Source organism: Pseudomonas granadensis, assembly GCF_900105485.1.
Taxonomy (GTDB): Bacteria; Pseudomonadota; Gammaproteobacteria; order Pseudomonadales; family Pseudomonadaceae; genus Aquipseudomonas; species Aquipseudomonas granadensis.
Window position 1 is genome coordinate 1536155 of record NZ_LT629778.1, and the last position, 17092, is coordinate 1553246.

Consider the following 17092-nt stretch of genomic DNA (forward strand, 5'->3'; position numbering starts at 1 on the left):
TCGGTCAGCTTCAATGCTGTTAGCAAGAGCTGAGCCAAGGCGTTCGAAAAGCCAAAAAACGCCCGCTCGGCTGTTGAAAAACAGTCGATTGCGCGTGTTTTCGGGTTGCCTCGGTACTGACCGGGGCCGGGATAAGTTGGCTTTTCGGTCAGGAATTAAATTCGGGCTTTTTTTTAGACCGAATTCGGAAGGCCGCGGAGAATACTGACTCAACGGCCAGGTCTCAAGTGCCCCGCAACAGAGCACCGACGACAGGCAGGGCGCACGGTTGCGGATCATCCTAGAAGTGCACCTTGAGCAGCAGGCTCGCGGTGTTTTGATTGGTGTCGAAGTTGGGGGTGTTTTCGACGCCGTACTTGTTCTTCCAGTAGCTGTATTCAGTGCCGACGTACAGCTGCTTCTGACTCCAGCCCAAGGCTTTGCCGAGGTCGTATTTGATCTGCGGATTGATGTGCAGGTTGGCGTGGTAGGTGCCGCGGGAGTTTTCGTCGTTGTCGACGACCCAATCCAGATAGCCGTCGATCAGCACGTCGGAGTTGCCCAGCGCAAAGCTGTAAGACCACGCGGGGGTGATCTGCCAGACGCCGTCGCCGGGGCGCGGGCCTTCGGTCTGGCGGCGATAGAAGTTCAGCGTGACGTAATTGAAACCGGGGACTTTCAGATCGAAGCCGGGGCCGATCAGGTACGCCTCGCTGTCGCCTTCGCCGTACTCGTAGGTCATCGCCAGCAGCACGTCCTTGATCGGGCCGAACTCGATCTTGCGGTCGAAGATCTTGCCGAACGACAGGCGCGGGCTGAATTCGCCATAGAACGCGTGCGGACCTTTGTTGGCGTCTTCCTTGCCGTTGTAGAAGATCTTGTCGACAAACAGAAAGTTGTCGCCGTACTTCCAGCGGTCGGCGTGCTCGAAGGTCACGGTCTGCTGGATCGACGGGTTGATGGCGAAGTTCTTGCCGTACAGATAGCTGAGGCTGTTGGTCTGCCACAGCAGCAGATCGCCGGCCATGGCCTGACTCGCGGCCAGCAGGCCACCACTCAACATGACGCTGGTTTGCGTGCGGATCATCGGTTGCTCACTCTTGTTTTTATTGTTGAGGCGCAGAGCTGTCGCTTCTGTAGGAGTGAGCCCGCTCGCGATGGCGTTCTTTCAGTCAACTCAATTGTTGAATGTCATACCGCTATCGCGAGCAGGCTCACTCCTGCATAAAGATCACTGTGTGGCTGTCAGTGCGCATGGCAATCATTGATCGCCGCACGCTCCTTGCCGCCGAGAATGTTGAACAACAGGTTCAGCGTCAGCGCGCTGAGGGTGGCCATGGCGATACCGCTGTGGGTGATCGGGCTCATCCACATTGGCAGGTGCGCGAAGAACTCTGGACGGACCACCGGAATCAGGCCCATGCCGATGCTGACCGCGACCAGCAACTGGTTGCGACGGTCACCGATGTCGGCTTCCTGAAGAATCTTGATCCCGGTCGCAGCGACCATGCCGAACATCGCAATCGCTGCACCACCGAGCACCGCCGGCGGAATCGACGCCACCAGAAACGCCGCTTTCGGCAGCAGGCTGAGGACGATCAGCAAACCACCGGCGACGATGGTCACCGAGCGGCAACGCACGCCGGTCATCTGCACCAGGCCAATGTTCTGCGCGAACGAGGAGTGGGTGAAGGTGTTGAAGAACCCGGCGAAAAACGATGCGCCGGCATCACACAGCAAGCCGCGGCGCAGCATGCGCGGGCAGACTTCCTGGCCGGTGATCTTGCCCAGCGCGAGGAACATCCCGGTCGACTCGACGAAGATGATTACCACCACCAGACACATCGACAGAATCGGCGCCAATTCGAATTTCGGCATGCCGAAATGCAGCGGGGTGACGAACTGAATCCATGGCGCGCTGGCCATGCCGCTCAGATCAACCATGCCGATCACGCCGCACAGCACATAACCTAGGCACATGCCGATCAGCACGGAAATGTTCACCCAGAAACCGCGCATGAAGCGGTGCACCAAGAGAATGGTCGCCAGCACTAGAGCGGCGATGGCCAGATAAATCGGTGAGCCGAATTGTGCAGCGTCGACACCGCCGCCGGCCCAATTCACGGCCACCGGGAACAACGATAAACCGATCGAGGTGATGACCGTGCCGGTCACCAGCGGCGGGAAGAAACGCACGACCTTGGACATGAACGGCGCAATCAGCATGCCGAAGAAACCGGCGGCGATGGTTGCGCCGAAGATCCCTTGCAGACCGATGCCAGGCATGCCCGCCATGGCGACCATGCTGCCGACCGCCGCAAAACTGGCGCCCATCATCACCGGCATGCGAATGCCCATCGGGCCGATGCCCAGCGATTGCACGATGGTGGCGATGCCGGCGACCAGCAGGTCGGCGTTGATCAGGAAGGCGATTTCTTCACGACTCAGGCCAGCGGCCTGTCCGATGATCAGCGGCACCGCGATGGCGCCACCGTACATCAGCAGAACATGTTGCAGACCGACCAGGATCAGTTGCAAAAGGGGCAAACGCTGAATGGCGGGTGCGTCGGGGATGCGCGCTTTGGACAGCTCGGACATGCAACACCTCGGATCTTTTTTATTCTTGTGATTAACAGCTGCCGGGTTGCTTGCAGCTGTTTCTTTGCATCAGGTTGACCGCGTTGCGGCCAATCGCTGGCAAGCCAGCTCCCACACAGGCAGTGCAAAACCTTGTGGGAGCTGGCTTGCCAGCGATGCTTTTACGGCTTAGTTGGTCTGCGCTCCCTGAGCGATCCATGCACCGATCAGGTCACGTTCCTGCTGGGTCATCTGAGTGATGTTGCCCAGTGGCATGATCTGCGTGGTGATGGCTTGTGCCTGGATGCGCGCCGCGTTCTGGCGGATCTGCTCGGGGGTGTCGAGTATCACACCCGCTGGCGCTGCGCTGAACAACGGGCTGGTCGGCTTCGACGAGTGACAAACCGTGCAACGTTCCTGAATCACGTGGTGCACTTTGTCGAAACCTGGACCGGCATTGGAGGCTTGCGCCGGTGCTGCGGCAGGCTCGGCAGGTTGCGCCGCATCAGCCGGTTTCGCGCCACCACCCAGCGCCGTTTCCGGCAATGGCTGGTACTCGATTTTCGCCGGTGCCTTGGCCACGTCCGGTGCGTTCGACATCGGCATCGGGCCGGTGACGTAAGCCAGGCAGATCATGCCCACCGCGCCGACCGGCAGGGTCCAGGCGAACTTGTGGCTGTCGTGACGGGTGTTGAAGTAGTGACGCACCAACACCGCCAGCACCGCGATCCCGGCCAGGATCAACCAGTTGTACTGGCTGCCATAGGTGCTCGGGAAGTGGTTGCTGATCATGATGAACAGCACCGGCAGGGTGAAGTAGTTGTTGTGTCGCGAACGCAACAGGCCTTTGGCCGGCAGCGCCGGGTCCGGCGTACGGTTTTCAGCGATGGCTGCAACCAGTGCGCGTTGTGCCGGCATGATGATGCGGAACACGTTGCCGACCATGATGGTGCCGATGATCGCGCCGACGTGCAGGTACGCACCGCGACCGCTGAACACTTTGCTGAAGCCATACGCCGCGCCGATGATCAGCACGAACAGAATGAAGCCCAGCAGGGCAGGGCGTTTGCCCAGCGCCGAGTCGCAGAGGAAGGAGTAGATGAACCAGCCGACGAACAGCGAGCCGAGACCGATGGCCACGCCTTCCGGACCACTCAGGGTGCTGCCCGGTGCGAGCAGATAGAGCGTCGGGTTGGAGTAGAACACCACGCACAGCAGCGCGATCCCCGACAACCAGGTGAAGTAGGCTTCCCACTTGAACCAGTGCAGGTTGTCCGGCATGGACGGTGGGGCCAGTTTGTATTTTTCCAGGTGGTAGATGCCGCCGCCGTGGATCGCCCACAAATCACCGGCCAGACCGGTTTTCGGGTTGACGCGGTTGAGGTTGTTCTCCAGCCAGACGAAGTAGAACGACGCGCCGATCCAGGCCACGCCAGTGATCATGTGAACCCAGCGCACGCTCAGGTTCAGCCATTCCAACAGATGTGCTTCCACAGTCTTTACCTCTCGCCTGTCACTCTTGTTGTCGAGTGATCAGACCTTCTCTTATTGGTGGGGGGCGAGGATCAAACGCTCATCCTCTTTGAAAAAATGCTCATCGCAGTTATTGCCTGTGCCACTGCGATCAACCACCAGGAAGTCATCCCGCTTTTCGATCGTCAGCACCGGGTGGTGCCAGACGCCGCGATGGTAATTGATGCCCTGCCTGCCGTTGGTGACGAAGGCGCGGACCAAGCCTGATACAGGTTCATCGCCAAGTGGCGCGACCACGATCAGAAAGGGGTTGCCGAGCAGCGGAATGAAAGCCTGGCTGCCCAGCGGATGGCGTTCCAGCATGCAAACGGTCAGCGGCATGTCCTGCGCATCGGCGCGGAAAATGCTGATGATCGCGTTGTCCTCAGGCTGTGCGGTTTCGACCGTCGCCAGTTTGTGGAAGCGCATGGTCGAACCGTTGTTGATCATGAAGTGATCGCTGCCGTCGGTTTCGATCACGTCACCGAAAGGGGCGAAGGCTTCTTTGGTCAGCGGTTCAATCGTCAGTGTGCGCATGCTGTTCTTCTTATCCGGATTCTGTGTTGTTAGATCTATCGCCATCGCGGGCAAGCCCGCTCCCACAGTGGACTGGGGCGTTCACAAAACCTGTGGGAGCTGGCTTGCCAGCGATTGGGTTCAACCTTGTTTAGCGACCTTGCCCAGTACACGCAGGCGACTCACACCACCATCCGGGAACACGTTCAGGCGGATGTGGGTGATCGGGCCCAGTGCCTTGATCTGCTCGACGAAGGTGTGTTCGGCGTGCATCTCCAGCTTCTGGCTTGGCAGCAGCTCGCGCCAGAACAGCGACTGGGTTTCGATCTGGCTGTCGGTGCCGCCCTTGACGAACGCGCCCTGGATCGAGCAGGTGTCCGGGTAGTTGCCTTTGAAGTGCAGGGTGTCGACAACGATTTTCTCGATCTCGCCCGGATGGCCCAGCGCGACGATCACCCAGTCATTGCCCGGCGTGCGACGACGTGCGGTTTCCCAGCCGTCGCCCATGTTGATGCCACGGCCCGGGTTGAGGATGTTGCTCATGCGGCCGAAGTGTTCGTCGGAGCAGGCGAGGGCGCGGCCACCGTTGAGGGCAGCTGCCAGGTCGACTTGCTCGTTGTCGCCAACTGCCGACCAGTCGCGGAACGGAACGCCGTACACGCGCAGACGGGCGACACCGCCGTCCGGGTAGATATTGAAGCGCAGGTGGCTGAACGCCTGGTCGTTGCTGATTTCGTGGTAGTGGTGGCTGTTGCCCTGCAGTTCGACGGCCGACAGCACTTCAGTCCACTGGGTGTTTTCATCCGGCTCGCCCGAGGCCAGGAAGCAGGCTTCCAGCGAGGCCGACGGTGGGTAATTGCCGGTGAAGAATGAAGTGTCGATGTCGACGCCTTTGATCGAGCCCGGTACGCCGAGACGGATCACCGCGCTGTCGTAACCTTCGAAGCGCTTGCGGCGCGACTCCCAGCCGTCCATCCACTTGCCGTTGTCATCGAACACGCCCTCCTTCCATACGGCCGGGGTCGGCTGAAACAGACGATTGGCGTCTGCGAACCAGTCATCGGTGACCGAAATGATCTTGGTGCCCAGACGGGCATCGGCCAGGTTGACGTATTTTTCGAAAGGTACGGCGTAAGCTTTCATTCTTCTTGTCTGCCTTTGAATTAGTGGCTGGGGATGCTTGCAGGGCCCTGGGCGTTTACGCGTTCATTCACGCTCGGGCCAAGCTTGCTAAAGAGTCAGTAAACGGAACAGGGCAATCTTGTTGATCTCCGCCAGCGCGCATTTGAACTCGGCTTCCACCGAATTGTTGATGCGCGTTTCGAACGCCGCGAGGATCTGATGCCGGTTGCTGCCTTTTACCGCCATGATGAAGGGAAACTTGAACTTGGCTTTGTAGGCGTCGTTCAGCTCGGTGAAGCGCTGGAACTCTTCGGCCGTGCATTGGTGAATACCGGCACCAGCCTGTTCGTTGGTGCTGGCTTCGGTCAGTTGGCCCTGGACGGCGGCTTTGCCGGCCAGGTCCGGGTGAGCGTTGATCAGGGCCAGCTGACTGGCGTGATCGGCGCTCAACAGGATGTCGCTCATGCGCTGGTGCAGGGTTTCGATCTCATCGATCGAGACGTCCGCACCCAGGTCGTAGGCCTTTTCGGCTACCCATGGCGAGTGTTCGTAGATGTCGGCGAAGGCGTTGACGAAAGCGTCGCGGCTCAGGGTCGACGGTTGCAGGGTTTGAAAGCGGCTCATTGGGCGGCCTCTTGGTACGGGTGGGTTGCGTGCCAGTGGCGCGCGATGTCGACGCGACGGCTGAACCACACCTGTTCATGACTTTTGGCGTATTCGATGAAGCGTTTGAGCGAAGCGAGACGACCGGGACGGCCGATCAGCCGACAGTGCAGACCGATCGAGAGCATTTTCGGCGCTTCGGCACCTTCGGCGTAAAGCACGTCGAACGCGTCTTTGAGGTATTCGAAGAAATCGTCGCCCTTGTTGAAACCCTGCACCTGGGTGAAGCGCATGTCGTTGGTGTCGAGGGTGTACGGAATCACCAGATGCGGCTTGCCGGTCGGGTTGTTCGGCTCCCAGTAGGGCAGGTCATCGTCGTAGGTGTCGCAGTCATAGAGGAAGCCGCCTTCTTCCATCACCAGACGACGGGTGTTCGGCCCGGTGCGGCCGGTGTACCAGCCAAGCGGGCGCTCGCCGGTCAGTTCGGTGAGGATGCGGATCGCTTCGAGCATGTGCTCGCGTTCCTGCGCTTCGTCCATGTACTGGTAGTCGATCCAGCGGTAGCCGTGGCTGCAGATTTCGTGGCCGGCCTCGACCATCGCACGGATCACATCCGGGTGGCGCTGAGCGGCCATGGCCACGGCGAAAATGGTCAGCGGAATATCGAATTCCTTGAACAGTTTCAGAATGCGCCAGACGCCGGCACGGCTGCCATACTCGTAAAGCGATTCCATGCTCATGTTGCGCGCGCCTTGCAGCGGCTGCGCGGCGACCATTTCGGAAAGAAACGCTTCGGATTCCTTGTCGCCGTGGAGAATGTTGCGCTCGCCACCTTCTTCGTAATTGAGCACGAAGGACAGGGCGATACGGGCATTGCCCGGCCAGTGTGGGTGAGGAGGGTTACTGCCGTAACCGATCAGGTCGCGTGGATAGTCAGCGCTCACTGCAGTCTTCCTTCTTATACGTTGACAGAGGGTGTGGCGGCCTGGCGGTGAGGGAACAGGCTGGCGTCACAGCGATGGGCTGATTGTATACAACTTTATTTACATTTTGTAAGCCTGAATTTTCGCATTTTTCGCCGACTGTCATCTTTTCCTGATATTGGCGTGAGCCTGCAAGAAACCTGCCTGCCCCGTCAGCTATTCAACGAAAGGCGCAATGAATAGGCGTATCGCCGTTCAATCAGGAGGAAACCCTCGAATGGCGGGGGTGACGTAAAAAATGTCGTTTTTATTGTGTACAATTTTTTTTAAAAGTGTCTTAATCAGTCGCTCGCCGCAGCGTTTCGTGCTCCGAATCGGTGCGGTCTCCTTTTCAACTGACTTCGGGAGGCGCGAAGTCTGACTGCTCGACGCAGGCAGGCGCGCAGAATCAATGGGACGTTTGACTACTCACGTTTTGGACGCTGCACACGGTTGCCCGGGCAGTTCGATCAAGGTCGAGCTGTACCGCGTCGAGGGTTCGCAACTGGAATTGGTCGCCAGTGCGGTCACCAACAGCGACGGCCGGGTCGATGCACCGCTGTTGCAGGGCGATGATTATCGCACCGGGGTTTATCAGGTTCAGTTCCATGCGGGCGATTACTACCGCGCCCGCGGTGTCCAGTTGCCGGAGCCGGCGTTTCTGGATGTGGTAGTGCTGCGTTTCGGTATTTCTGCCGAGCAGGACCACTACCACGTGCCGTTGCTGATTTCACCTTACAGCTATTCCACCTATCGGGGCAGTTGATCCCCCAAGCGGCTGCCCCTGCCGGGAAGCGACTGCGCATATAGCTTTTTTGGTCTTTCGCCCGCTCACACTGCGGGCTTTTTTTCGTCTGGCGGCCCCCTTTAACGTTCCCTGACAACAAACAACGTTGTCTGCCCGAGCGCGTCCGTTTGCAAACCACCGCGCAAACAGACAATTTCGCGTTTATTACCGGTTTCGGTATGCGTGCGCTCCAGATCACCTTTGGTCGGCACACGCCCGGCATCTTCGTGTGCGCTCAACGGATAAACCGTCAAGGCAAATAGCTGATCAATGCCGTCGCGATGAAAGCGCAATTCACGCCTCGATTCCCCACCAGCGGCGCGTTCGATAACGTAGCCTTCGTCGGCCAGCACTTGGCTGAAAAGTCTTTGCAAGCGGGGCGTCGAAGGCTCGCTGGCGAAGCGGTTCCAGTGTTGGGCGAAGCGTCCCGGGTCGAAGTCCAGGCGTAGCAAACCGTGATCTGGCTTCTGGGAGAGGGCCAGGCCCGGAATGACGGGCGGACTGCGTAGCATCAGCAACGGGTCGGCCAGCTCTCCTCGCGGCGCTTGGTGCTCATGTCTGTTCGTCCAATAGCGCAAGACCTGATTCAGCACAGCCAACCCTGCACCGGTGATGACTTCGCAGTGACTGGCCTGATTGAACATGGCCCGGGCCAGTGCGCTGACGGAGCGGTCCGCAAGAGATCGGAATGTTGTGGCGATGTATTGGGTGATCGGCATTGCAAAGGGAGCGGGATCATCCAGCACCGTCCACCGCTTGTTGCGGTTAACGACGAACCTGGGCTGCAGTGACGGGTGATCGCGCAGCATGGATTCGAAGGCGTCGTACAGGGCGGGGGAAAACAGCGGGTGTTGCAGGTACGCCAGTGATGGCTGGGCATTCAGGTCCTGCTGGACGATCGGGTAGTACTGGCCGTCTATTTCAATATGCTGCCCCAGTGACGGGCGGCCGCTGCGTCCCCAGTCTCGCCAGAGTCCGAAACGCAAATTCGTCGCCTCGGGACTGGCTGATAGCAGGCTGGCCGCCAGTGCCGCGCCGGGATCGGTGGGGGATGAGGCAGCATCATCGCGCGCCGCTTTGCGCTGCCACAGTCGTGTCCCCGGAATCGGTTCGAACAGCAGGGTGAAAGGGGTGCGGCTCGTCGCAGAGCTTTGCTGATACTCGCCGGCGCTGTTTTTACGCACCATGACCGTCCCTTGCGCCGTATCGACATACATTTTTCGGTGCTTGTCATAGCGGATGCCGTCGATGTCATCCAAGGGCGATGAAAGACGGGCGGCGTCGCCGGGTGCAAGGTAAATCGGTTGACCAGCCTCTGCATACTGCTCTTCGCGCTGGGGATCGTGCGTCAACCAGTCCGGTATTTCGACGTTCCACAGCGGTTGCCGTTCTGCCTTGATCAGCACGGACGCTGGCAACGTGGCCGCGTCTGGTCCGCCAGCAGAATCAGTCTGTTCGTTTGCGTGACGGTTGTTGTGCAGATCGATACGAGGCGGCTCCGGTGCGTCTTTTATCGGATGCAGGGTTATCAGCGAAATATCGGCAGGACCGACTCCCGCGCCGCGCTTGGGTGGTTTGACCATGGTTCTCAACCCTCACGCACAATGAAAAGTGTCTGGGTGTCGGCGGACAGCCTTTGCACGCCACCCACAAGGTGGGCGACTTCGACCTGGCTCAGGTACTGATCCAGGTGTCGTTTGTTTTCTGCGCTCAGCCATGCCTGAAAATCCGGATCGGCGAAATTGGAGCCGGGTGCGGTATAGCGAGGGACTTGATCACCACTGACCAGCGGCAGTTTCAGTATGAATAGCCCGGCGATACCAGGGCGATGGAAGACCAAAGCGTGTTCCACAAGCATATCTACCGGCGGAGCCACGCTGTAGCCATTGTCCTGGAGGAGGTTGATAAATAACGTACGCAGATTGACTGCATTGGGTTGCCCGGTATAGCTGGCCCATTGCAGCGGGAATTTGCCTGGGTCGAAGTCCAGACGCTGCAGCAGGCTGGAGTGATAGTCAGGCAACGCAAGCAGTCCTGCGCCTGCCGTGCTGCCGGGTGGCGTAGGCAGTATTGGCAGCATCAGCAAGGGTTCGGCAAGCCCGATCCCCGGCGCGGCGTTATTCACCCGGTCGAGCCAATGGCGATACGTCAGTGACGCGACGGAAAGCCCGTCGCCGTTGATGCCCGTGGGCAGAGCGACTCGATCGAACACGGCTCGGGCGAGGTTGCTGCTCGACTGTTCTGACAGATGCCTGAACGCACTGGCGACGTATTGGCTCGGGGACATTTCAAACGGCGGGTAGCCGTCCAGAACCTGCCAGTGGCCGTCACGTTGGCGCGCCCACTTCGGCTGGCGCGACGGTTCATTGCGCAACATGCTTTCGAATGCGTCGAACCTGTCCGGGGCAAAACCCGGATGCTGCAGATAGACCAGGCCGCTTTCGATGCCGAGGTTTTGGGCAAGGATCGGGTAGTGCAGCCCATCTATTTCGATCGATTCACCTGATTCGGGTCGGGTGGATCTGCCCCAGTTTTTCCATTGGCCGGCGGAGAGATCCAGGGCGGCGGTCTGGCGCGACACAACATTGTCTACCAGTGTGCTGGTGTCGCTCGGGGCAGGCGAGCGCTGTGCTGCAGGCGCGCCCTGAGCGGGGTGGATCATCAATGCCGGCGCAGGTTGCGCTGCGTCGATTTCGCGCCAGAGTGTCGAGCCTTGAATCTGCTCGACTTTTCTTCCTGTTGGCGTCGATTCGCCGGCATAGGTCTGGCGCCAACCATCGACGGTACGGCCGACCATGACAAAACCTTCGTGTAGCTCGACATAGATTTTTTTGCGCTTGTCGTGCAGAAAACCCTCGTCGCTGCCTGGCTTGCGCTTCAGTTGGCTGGCGAATTCGGGATTGATCAGCACTGGCTCTGACGAAGTTTCGCTTGTGGATGGGCTTGCCGGCACAAATGCTTCGTTGCCGATCGCATGCGGCTGCACCGAATCAATGGCGCGCGCCGAGCTTGATGACGCTTGAGAAGCACGCGTTGGACTGATGATGACGGTGGGGCGGGTGGCATGGAGGGCCGAGAGAGGATTGGCGGTGATCACGCTTGGGTGGGGCTGGCCGCTATCGCGGGTGGATGTTCCGTGCGGATCGGGTGAGTGATGTGTCGCCGTCGCTGGCGATTGCGCTGAAGACGGTCTAGGGATTTTCTTGGGAGGCTTGGCCATTGAACTGCTCCGATTGAATGCCGATCGGGGGCTGGCTCGCGGTGGTGTTGCACCGTATCGCAACCGCCCGATTCACAGGCTTGAATAGCGACATGTTCGGCAAAAGGCAGGCGATGCGTGCGGTACAGGGATATTGCGCTGAGCAAGCGTGTTGCCGCGTGTTGCGAGGCGTTATCAGCCAGCTACCAACACTCGCCTGCGAGGGGCGAGTGCTGGAAGCGGGTACTCAGCGCTCGCGAATAATGAACACCGAATCCGGATTCGACTCGACCTTCAATACGCCGCCAATGAGCCAGATTACTTTGCCTTGAGTGACCGCTGTGTTCAGGGCGCTGAACGCATCGCTGCCAATCCTGCTCGGCAAGCTCGGGTCTGCCAGTTCATTGCCGGGGGTATGGGACAAGCCGGCCTGTCCGACCGAGCCCAGTTTCAGAAAGTACACAGGCTCATGGCCTGCGCGCCTGAAGACCAATGTCGGCTGGCGGTGTTCGTAGGTCAGAGGAAATATGTCATAGCCGCTGCGAACCAATAAAGCGCCGAGCAGACGTCTTAGATTCAGATCGGTGGGGTACGTTTTGTAGTGATTCCATTCGATGGAAAACCGCTGTGGATCGAAGGTCAGTCGTTGCAACTCGCTATCCGACTGCGAAGGCATGGGGATCAGCTTTTTCCCACCGACGTCGATCGAGGGCGCCACTGCCAGCATATTCAGTGGGTCGGCATAGACCGGTGCGGTGGGGAACGGTTTCTGCTTCCATTGATGGAGGACGGCCTGGATATTGATCAGCCCGGTGCCGGTAATGACGGCAGAATTATCCGCCAGCTCGAACAGTTTTCTCGCAACCGCCCACGCCGTGGCTGCGGAAAAATCAGGAAAGGTGTTGGCAACCGATTGCGAGATCGGCTCCTCGAAAAAGCGTTTGCCCGGGTGGATTTCGCCCGGTTCGTTACCGATACGATACGTGGCCACCGGTTGCAGCGAGGGCTCGGTACGCAACATTTGCTCAAACGCATCGAAGCGGGCGGGCATGAAGTCCGGGTGCTGCACGAAATAGACTTTCGGCGTGCGATTGGAACCCACCGGCACGATCGGATAATGAAACCAGCCCAACTGGACCGACTCCACCACTGGCGGCTTGTTCAGATGCCCCCAAGGTAACCAGAAAAACGGCGTTTGCTCGGCAGATGCGTCGGCTTTGAACGATGACGTTGGTGCAGCATCCGGCTGTTCACTCGGATCGATCCGCGCACGTTTGCTCGGGCCTGCAACCGGCTCGAGATCGGCAATCCGCCGAGGTGCGCCGCTTGAGATTCGCGCAGCGAGCACTGGCGCGGCTTTTTGCCGCCAAAGCAGCGTGCCGGCAATCTGTTCAAAAATGCGGTCGGGGGTATTTCGGCTTGTCGCAGAGGCGTACTGATACGCTCCTTGCGGGTTTTTGCGAACCATGACCGTGCCTTCTGCCGTATCGACAAAGGCCTGTTTGTGCTTGTTGTAACGGATGCCATCGGTCGACAGGTCCGCTCGGGTCAGGGTGTTGGCATCCTCTGGCGAGAGATAGACGAGGCGCTGTGGTGTATCGGTGCTCGTGCGCAGCGTCTGTGCGGATGCCCAGACCGGTCGCCGGATCTGCCAGCTGGCGTGCCCGTCAACTTTGACCAGCGCCGGCCCGGCGACCCCGGGAGCAAAGGTCATCGGCATGAAATAATGGCCTTGTGCGTCCTGTTCGACGAGAAACCGTCCTTCGCTGCCGAGTTGAGCGTAGGTGCGCTGGTCAGGGCCGGTAAACAGCCCGCTGTTGTCGTCGGTCGGTGTCAGTTCGCTCAGGCGATTGGCAGGCCAGGCGACGCCATGGCGTGGTGCGTTGACCGAGTCGATGCCAGCACCAGGCATCGTACTGACAGTGATCGCCGCCTGGGAAAAGGTGGAGGCGCCCGGACCGGTGGTGGGGTCGACGCCAGACGACGGGACGTCAGGCAGACTGACGTGAGCGCGAGTACCTGAGCCCGACTGTGCGGGTCGTGATGTAACGGTGGTGTCAGCTGCTGTGGTCACAGCAATTTTCTTCGGTGGTTTGGCCATGTGTCATTACTCATTCGGTGTTGATGTCGAGCGCATAGTGGCTCGCGGCATTGTTCAGGCACGCGTGCAGGCGTCCCGGAATAATCTGCTCTGGAACGTGCTGTGGAAGTTCGGTTGCCAGTTCTGCGCAGTGCGCAAAAATTGCGGGTGTTGATGATCGGGTGTCGACCTTATGCCGGCGGAACATTGAGCAAAGGCGGATTGAAAATGTGCGCATCCTGATGGCTGCACCGATTGATGACTCTCAACTTTGAATACTCGACGCGGGATTTGTCGCTGCGCAGGATCCAGCCGTGGGCGGCAAAGCTGTAACTGAACTCACCGGGCCAGTTGTCGGCAAAGATGATGTTGCGCACCTTGACCTCTTGGTTCGCCATCGATGCGAAGGGCTCCGGCAAGGCTTCAGCCGCGTCGGGTGCTTCAAAAAAACGCGCATCGAGGCCGTCCTGATAGACGCGGTCGAAGGAAAGATCCACCACGTGGACGATGCCTTTTTCGGTGATTACGCGGATCTGGTCGATCAGGTCTTCACTTTCATAAACGGGCAAACGGACCGTGCAGGTGCCGATCTGCAATTGGTTGTTTTCCAGTTTGACCTCAATCTTCCCCAGCGCTGTCGCGTCGAGTTCCCAAGTGGATGAGTAAGGCAGCCTGACCGTAGCGTTGGCCAATGCGCCCGGGGTCGTCAGCCTGATGGTCCTGTCGCCGATCAGGTGAATCAGGTAAGTGCCACCTTCACCCTCCAGCGTTTCCAATGCAGTTTGATTGGCTCCGGGCGCAATGACCGCGCATACATTCCTTGCACTCAGCTTCCATGCTTCGTTCGTTGGTAACTCGTAAGCGAACTGTCGCTCGCGAAACTCCAGGGGTAATTTCAGCGCTGTCGTCCAGCACTTGAAAGCATTCACCTCATAATTGTCGTCGGCAGGGGCGGCGTCGGTTTCCGGCGTAAGCTGCGCATTCAGTGCAACGCCGTCGTTGAATATCAGCAGATACTGGTGACTGGGGCGGGCGGCCATGGTGCGCAGGATTTTGACCATGTTCCTGGGATCAGAACCGCCTCGTGCCCAGGCAAAATGTTGCAGCGTTATGGTTTTATCGCCTAAGTGGTAGGTCAAGTCACAAGCAGCCAGCAGGTCACTGTGTTTATCCGACTCCCTCCCGCGGAAATGAGCTTCGGCCTTGCTCAATTCAGTGCTGGCATAATCCAGGTAAATACAGGTGATGACGTCAGGCCGTTCGGCCGAATAGAACGTAGTGCCTTGTTCTGTGCGCGGGAGAAAATAACGCGCTTCATATTGATGCAAGGTCCAGCATTCAGGGCTGTAGTGAATGACGGGTTTCGGGGGCTTCCCGAGTTTCAGGATGACCACTTCAATATCGACCGTCTGGCCGTTTTCGATTGTTTCAGGCAGGTCCGGTCGCAACACATAACCATCCTTGGTCAGGAAAGTCAGCTTGTCGTTTTTCAAACGGCGTTCTTTACCGACCGTTTCATAGACTTCATGAATGAATACAACGCATTTCGGCCTGTCCTGAAACTCGAATCCGGAAGTGATGACCAGCGAGTTCTTTTCAATGGCCCAGCTTTCGATCAGACCGATTCTCCAGGCAAATTCGACAGTGCTTTCCTGTTTGCCGTCTTCGATGATGCAAAACCGGCCGTCCTGATGGGCGATGAAATACTCATCGATACCTTCTTCACCCGAAGCTGTCGCGTCTTTGTGCAGCAACTGTATCTGGTCATTGCCAGCGCCCGCTTTTATCGTGTCGCGGCCGCGGGACTTGATGATGTTACGTTGCTCGGTGCCCGTCACTACGCTGACCGCACCGTTCAACGTTTCAACATTCTCAATGCTTTCCAGAAGGCTGTGGAACGTGAAGTCAGCCCCGTCGTCGGCATCCGGATCGGGCTTTCTCACCTGCAGCGTGCCGGCCTGCAAATCGATGTCATGGCCCTGTTGCGTGGACTTGTAACCCTCCAGAGCCAGCGTGTCGTTACCTGCGCCGCCCCTCAACTTCGAATGCGCCGATCCTTCGATCTTTTTCGACATCGATTCGGCCGCCGACTGGAACACGAAACGATCGTCTTTCTCGCCGCCGGTCAGGTCTTTTACCCCCGAGCCGTACTGGAAAATGTTCGATTTCTTTTCCACACCTTTGATCGAATCACGACCATCACCGAGCAGCCACAAAATATTCTTGTCGTCTCCGGCAACACCCAGTACCGCGCCGGGTGTGTCCTTGGTGACGCCTTCACGAGCATCAATGGTGTCATCACTCCCCCGTATCACCGGGACGTTTTCCGTCTGCCACGAGTCGACTTTCGTCCACCAGTTGCGCTTCCATATCTGTGTGCTGACCAGATCGACTTCGAACGCGCCGTTGACCACCGCTTCGGTGGAATCCTTCCGATCGACGTCCAGCAGCCTGCGGGCATTGCGCTTGAGTTTTTCGGCGTGCTGGATCAGGGTTCTGGCCTGGTTGTAGCGATCCATGACGCCTTGTTCGACATCCATCATGCAGAACGAAAAAAAGCCCGAGCGCCAACGTTCGCCGATGCTCAGCTCGATGTAATCGTCGATGTCGTCGACGATGCGTACCGCGCCGTAGATCTGCGACCCGATGGCCAGCATCGCGCCGGCCAGCAGGCCTACCGGTCCCACGAACGACAACCCAGCCAGCGCAGCGCTACCGAGAATGATGGTCATGGCCGCGCTGGTGATGCTCAAGCCGGCGCTGACGTAATGGTCGATGGCCTCTTTGCCGGTTGCATGGCTCGCGGCATTCAGCGAGCGGACGGCGGTGTACACATCGAACGGCAATGTTAGCGCTCCGCCAATCAGTCCACCGGATCGACCAAGCCGCACCGCAAACCTGGTTTTGGCGAAATCCTTGAAAGCGCTTTGCCCTGCCGTCAGCATCTCGGCGGCGATCTTGCTGACCCCGATGTCGATGGCAATGGAACCCAGTTCCGAGGCAATCCCCACGCTGTTGATCACGACTTCAGCGTTATCACCGGCCTTGACGGCCTGAACCACGCCACGCAAACCCGTGAATATGCCGAACGCCTGCAGTCCTACGCTCGAGCCGACGGTCAGGTGCGTCTTGGCCGTGGCAACCCAGCGCCGCGTGTTTTGCGGTAACTGACTGTGCTGCAGATCGAGCTTCTGTGCCGAGCCGAGGAGTTTCTTGATCTTGCTGCGGTAACCCGATGAATCGACGTCGTCTTCCGGGTTATCGCTGATCAGCGGCGGTGCGGTCAGCGGGCGGCGGCTGGCCATGTCGAAAAGCAAGGTCGGCAGCAGGTAGGCGTTGCTACCGCTTGAGGACTTCATGTGCCGTTCGATGGCACTGGCGCTGAACTGCAACGAGTTGATGAAGGATCGCTGGGGAGTCCGCGAGAAAGTATTTTTACCCGTTAAAGGTTGGCCATCGATCGTTGCCCCCAGAGCCTCGAGAGACGCTCGGGTGATCGAGATTTCGCCGATTTGTATAGGACCGAAAACCTCGTCGTTCAATTTCAGCTGATTGACCGGGCTTTTATTCGAAGGGGCAGCGGCGCTGTCGCCTGTGCCGTCGAAATCGATGGTCGAGGCGTTATGTTCATTGGTCTCGATCTGCATATCCGTGATGACGATCGGGTCAGTTTGTATCGAGGCTTCGCTTATCAGGGTGGCCATGTGAACGTCCTTGTTCAGGCGGGTTGTCATAAAAACACGCTGAGATAGTAC

12 protein-coding genes are annotated in these 17092 nt (G+C 58.8%); 1 reads left to right on the forward strand and 11 read right to left on the reverse strand.

All coding sequences use genetic code 11. The features are described from left to right. Positions 1–280: 280 nt before the first annotated feature. The 7 genes from BLU52_RS06875 to puuE all read right to left on the reverse strand — a co-directional run bounded on the left by BLU52_RS06875 (position 281) and on the right by puuE (position 7253). Positions 281–1066, reverse strand: a complete 786-nt coding sequence (locus BLU52_RS06875) for an outer membrane protein OmpK (protein ID WP_090282489.1) — start codon at positions 1064–1066, stop codon at positions 281–283. A gap of 158 nt (positions 1067–1224) precedes the next feature. Further along, positions 1225–2577 (reverse strand): nucleobase:cation symporter-2 family protein, encoded by a 1353-nt coding sequence (locus BLU52_RS06880; RefSeq protein ID WP_042608508.1) that lies wholly within the window; start codon positions 2575–2577, stop codon positions 1225–1227. 168 nt (positions 2578–2745) lie between these two features. Then, on the reverse strand, positions 2746–4050 hold the full coding sequence (locus BLU52_RS06885; RefSeq protein ID WP_090282490.1) for a urate hydroxylase PuuD: 1305 nt from the start codon (positions 4048–4050) through the stop codon (positions 2746–2748). A gap of 51 nt (positions 4051–4101) precedes the next feature. Next, complete coding sequence (locus tag BLU52_RS06890; RefSeq protein ID WP_016982872.1) at positions 4102–4605, reverse strand: ureidoglycolate lyase; 504 nt, start codon at positions 4603–4605, stop codon at positions 4102–4104. A 120-nt stretch (positions 4606–4725) separates the two neighbouring features. Beyond that, the gene (alc, locus tag BLU52_RS06895; RefSeq protein WP_090282491.1) at positions 4726–5727 is read right to left on the reverse strand and encodes an allantoicase; all 1002 of its coding nucleotides are present in this window, start codon (positions 5725–5727) and stop codon (positions 4726–4728) included. An 87-nt stretch (positions 5728–5814) separates the two neighbouring features. Next, on the reverse strand, positions 5815–6330 hold the full coding sequence (gene uraD, locus BLU52_RS06900; protein ID WP_090282492.1) for a 2-oxo-4-hydroxy-4-carboxy-5-ureidoimidazoline decarboxylase: 516 nt from the start codon (positions 6328–6330) through the stop codon (positions 5815–5817). Next, complete coding sequence (gene puuE, locus BLU52_RS06905) at positions 6327–7253, reverse strand: allantoinase PuuE (protein WP_090282493.1); 927 nt, start codon at positions 7251–7253, stop codon at positions 6327–6329. The genes uraD and puuE overlap by 4 nt, the downstream gene beginning before the upstream one ends. A gap of 430 nt (positions 7254–7683) precedes the next feature. Between puuE and uraH the strand changes: the two genes are divergently transcribed. Beyond that, on the forward strand, positions 7684–8037 hold the full coding sequence (uraH, locus tag BLU52_RS06910; protein WP_008080901.1) for a hydroxyisourate hydrolase: 354 nt from the start codon (positions 7684–7686) through the stop codon (positions 8035–8037). 101 nt (positions 8038–8138) lie between these two features. Here uraH and BLU52_RS06915 read toward each other — a convergent pair whose 3' ends face one another. From BLU52_RS06915 to BLU52_RS26875, 4 genes are all read right to left on the reverse strand, one after another. Then, positions 8139–9641 (reverse strand): hypothetical protein, encoded by a 1503-nt coding sequence (locus BLU52_RS06915; RefSeq protein WP_090282494.1) that lies wholly within the window; start codon positions 9639–9641, stop codon positions 8139–8141. A gap of 5 nt (positions 9642–9646) precedes the next feature. Beyond that, a complete protein-coding gene (locus BLU52_RS06920; protein ID WP_157720678.1) occupies positions 9647–11278 on the reverse strand; it encodes a hypothetical protein in 1632 nt (543 codons plus the stop codon). Positions 11279–11504: 226 nt separating this feature from the next. Continuing rightward, a complete protein-coding gene (locus tag BLU52_RS06925; RefSeq protein ID WP_157720679.1) occupies positions 11505–12977 on the reverse strand; it encodes a hypothetical protein in 1473 nt (490 codons plus the stop codon). Between the two features lie 551 nt (positions 12978–13528). After that, positions 13529–17041, reverse strand: a complete 3513-nt coding sequence (locus BLU52_RS26875; RefSeq protein WP_197677956.1) for a calcium-binding protein — start codon at positions 17039–17041, stop codon at positions 13529–13531. Between the last annotated feature and the right edge of the window lie 51 nt (positions 17042–17092).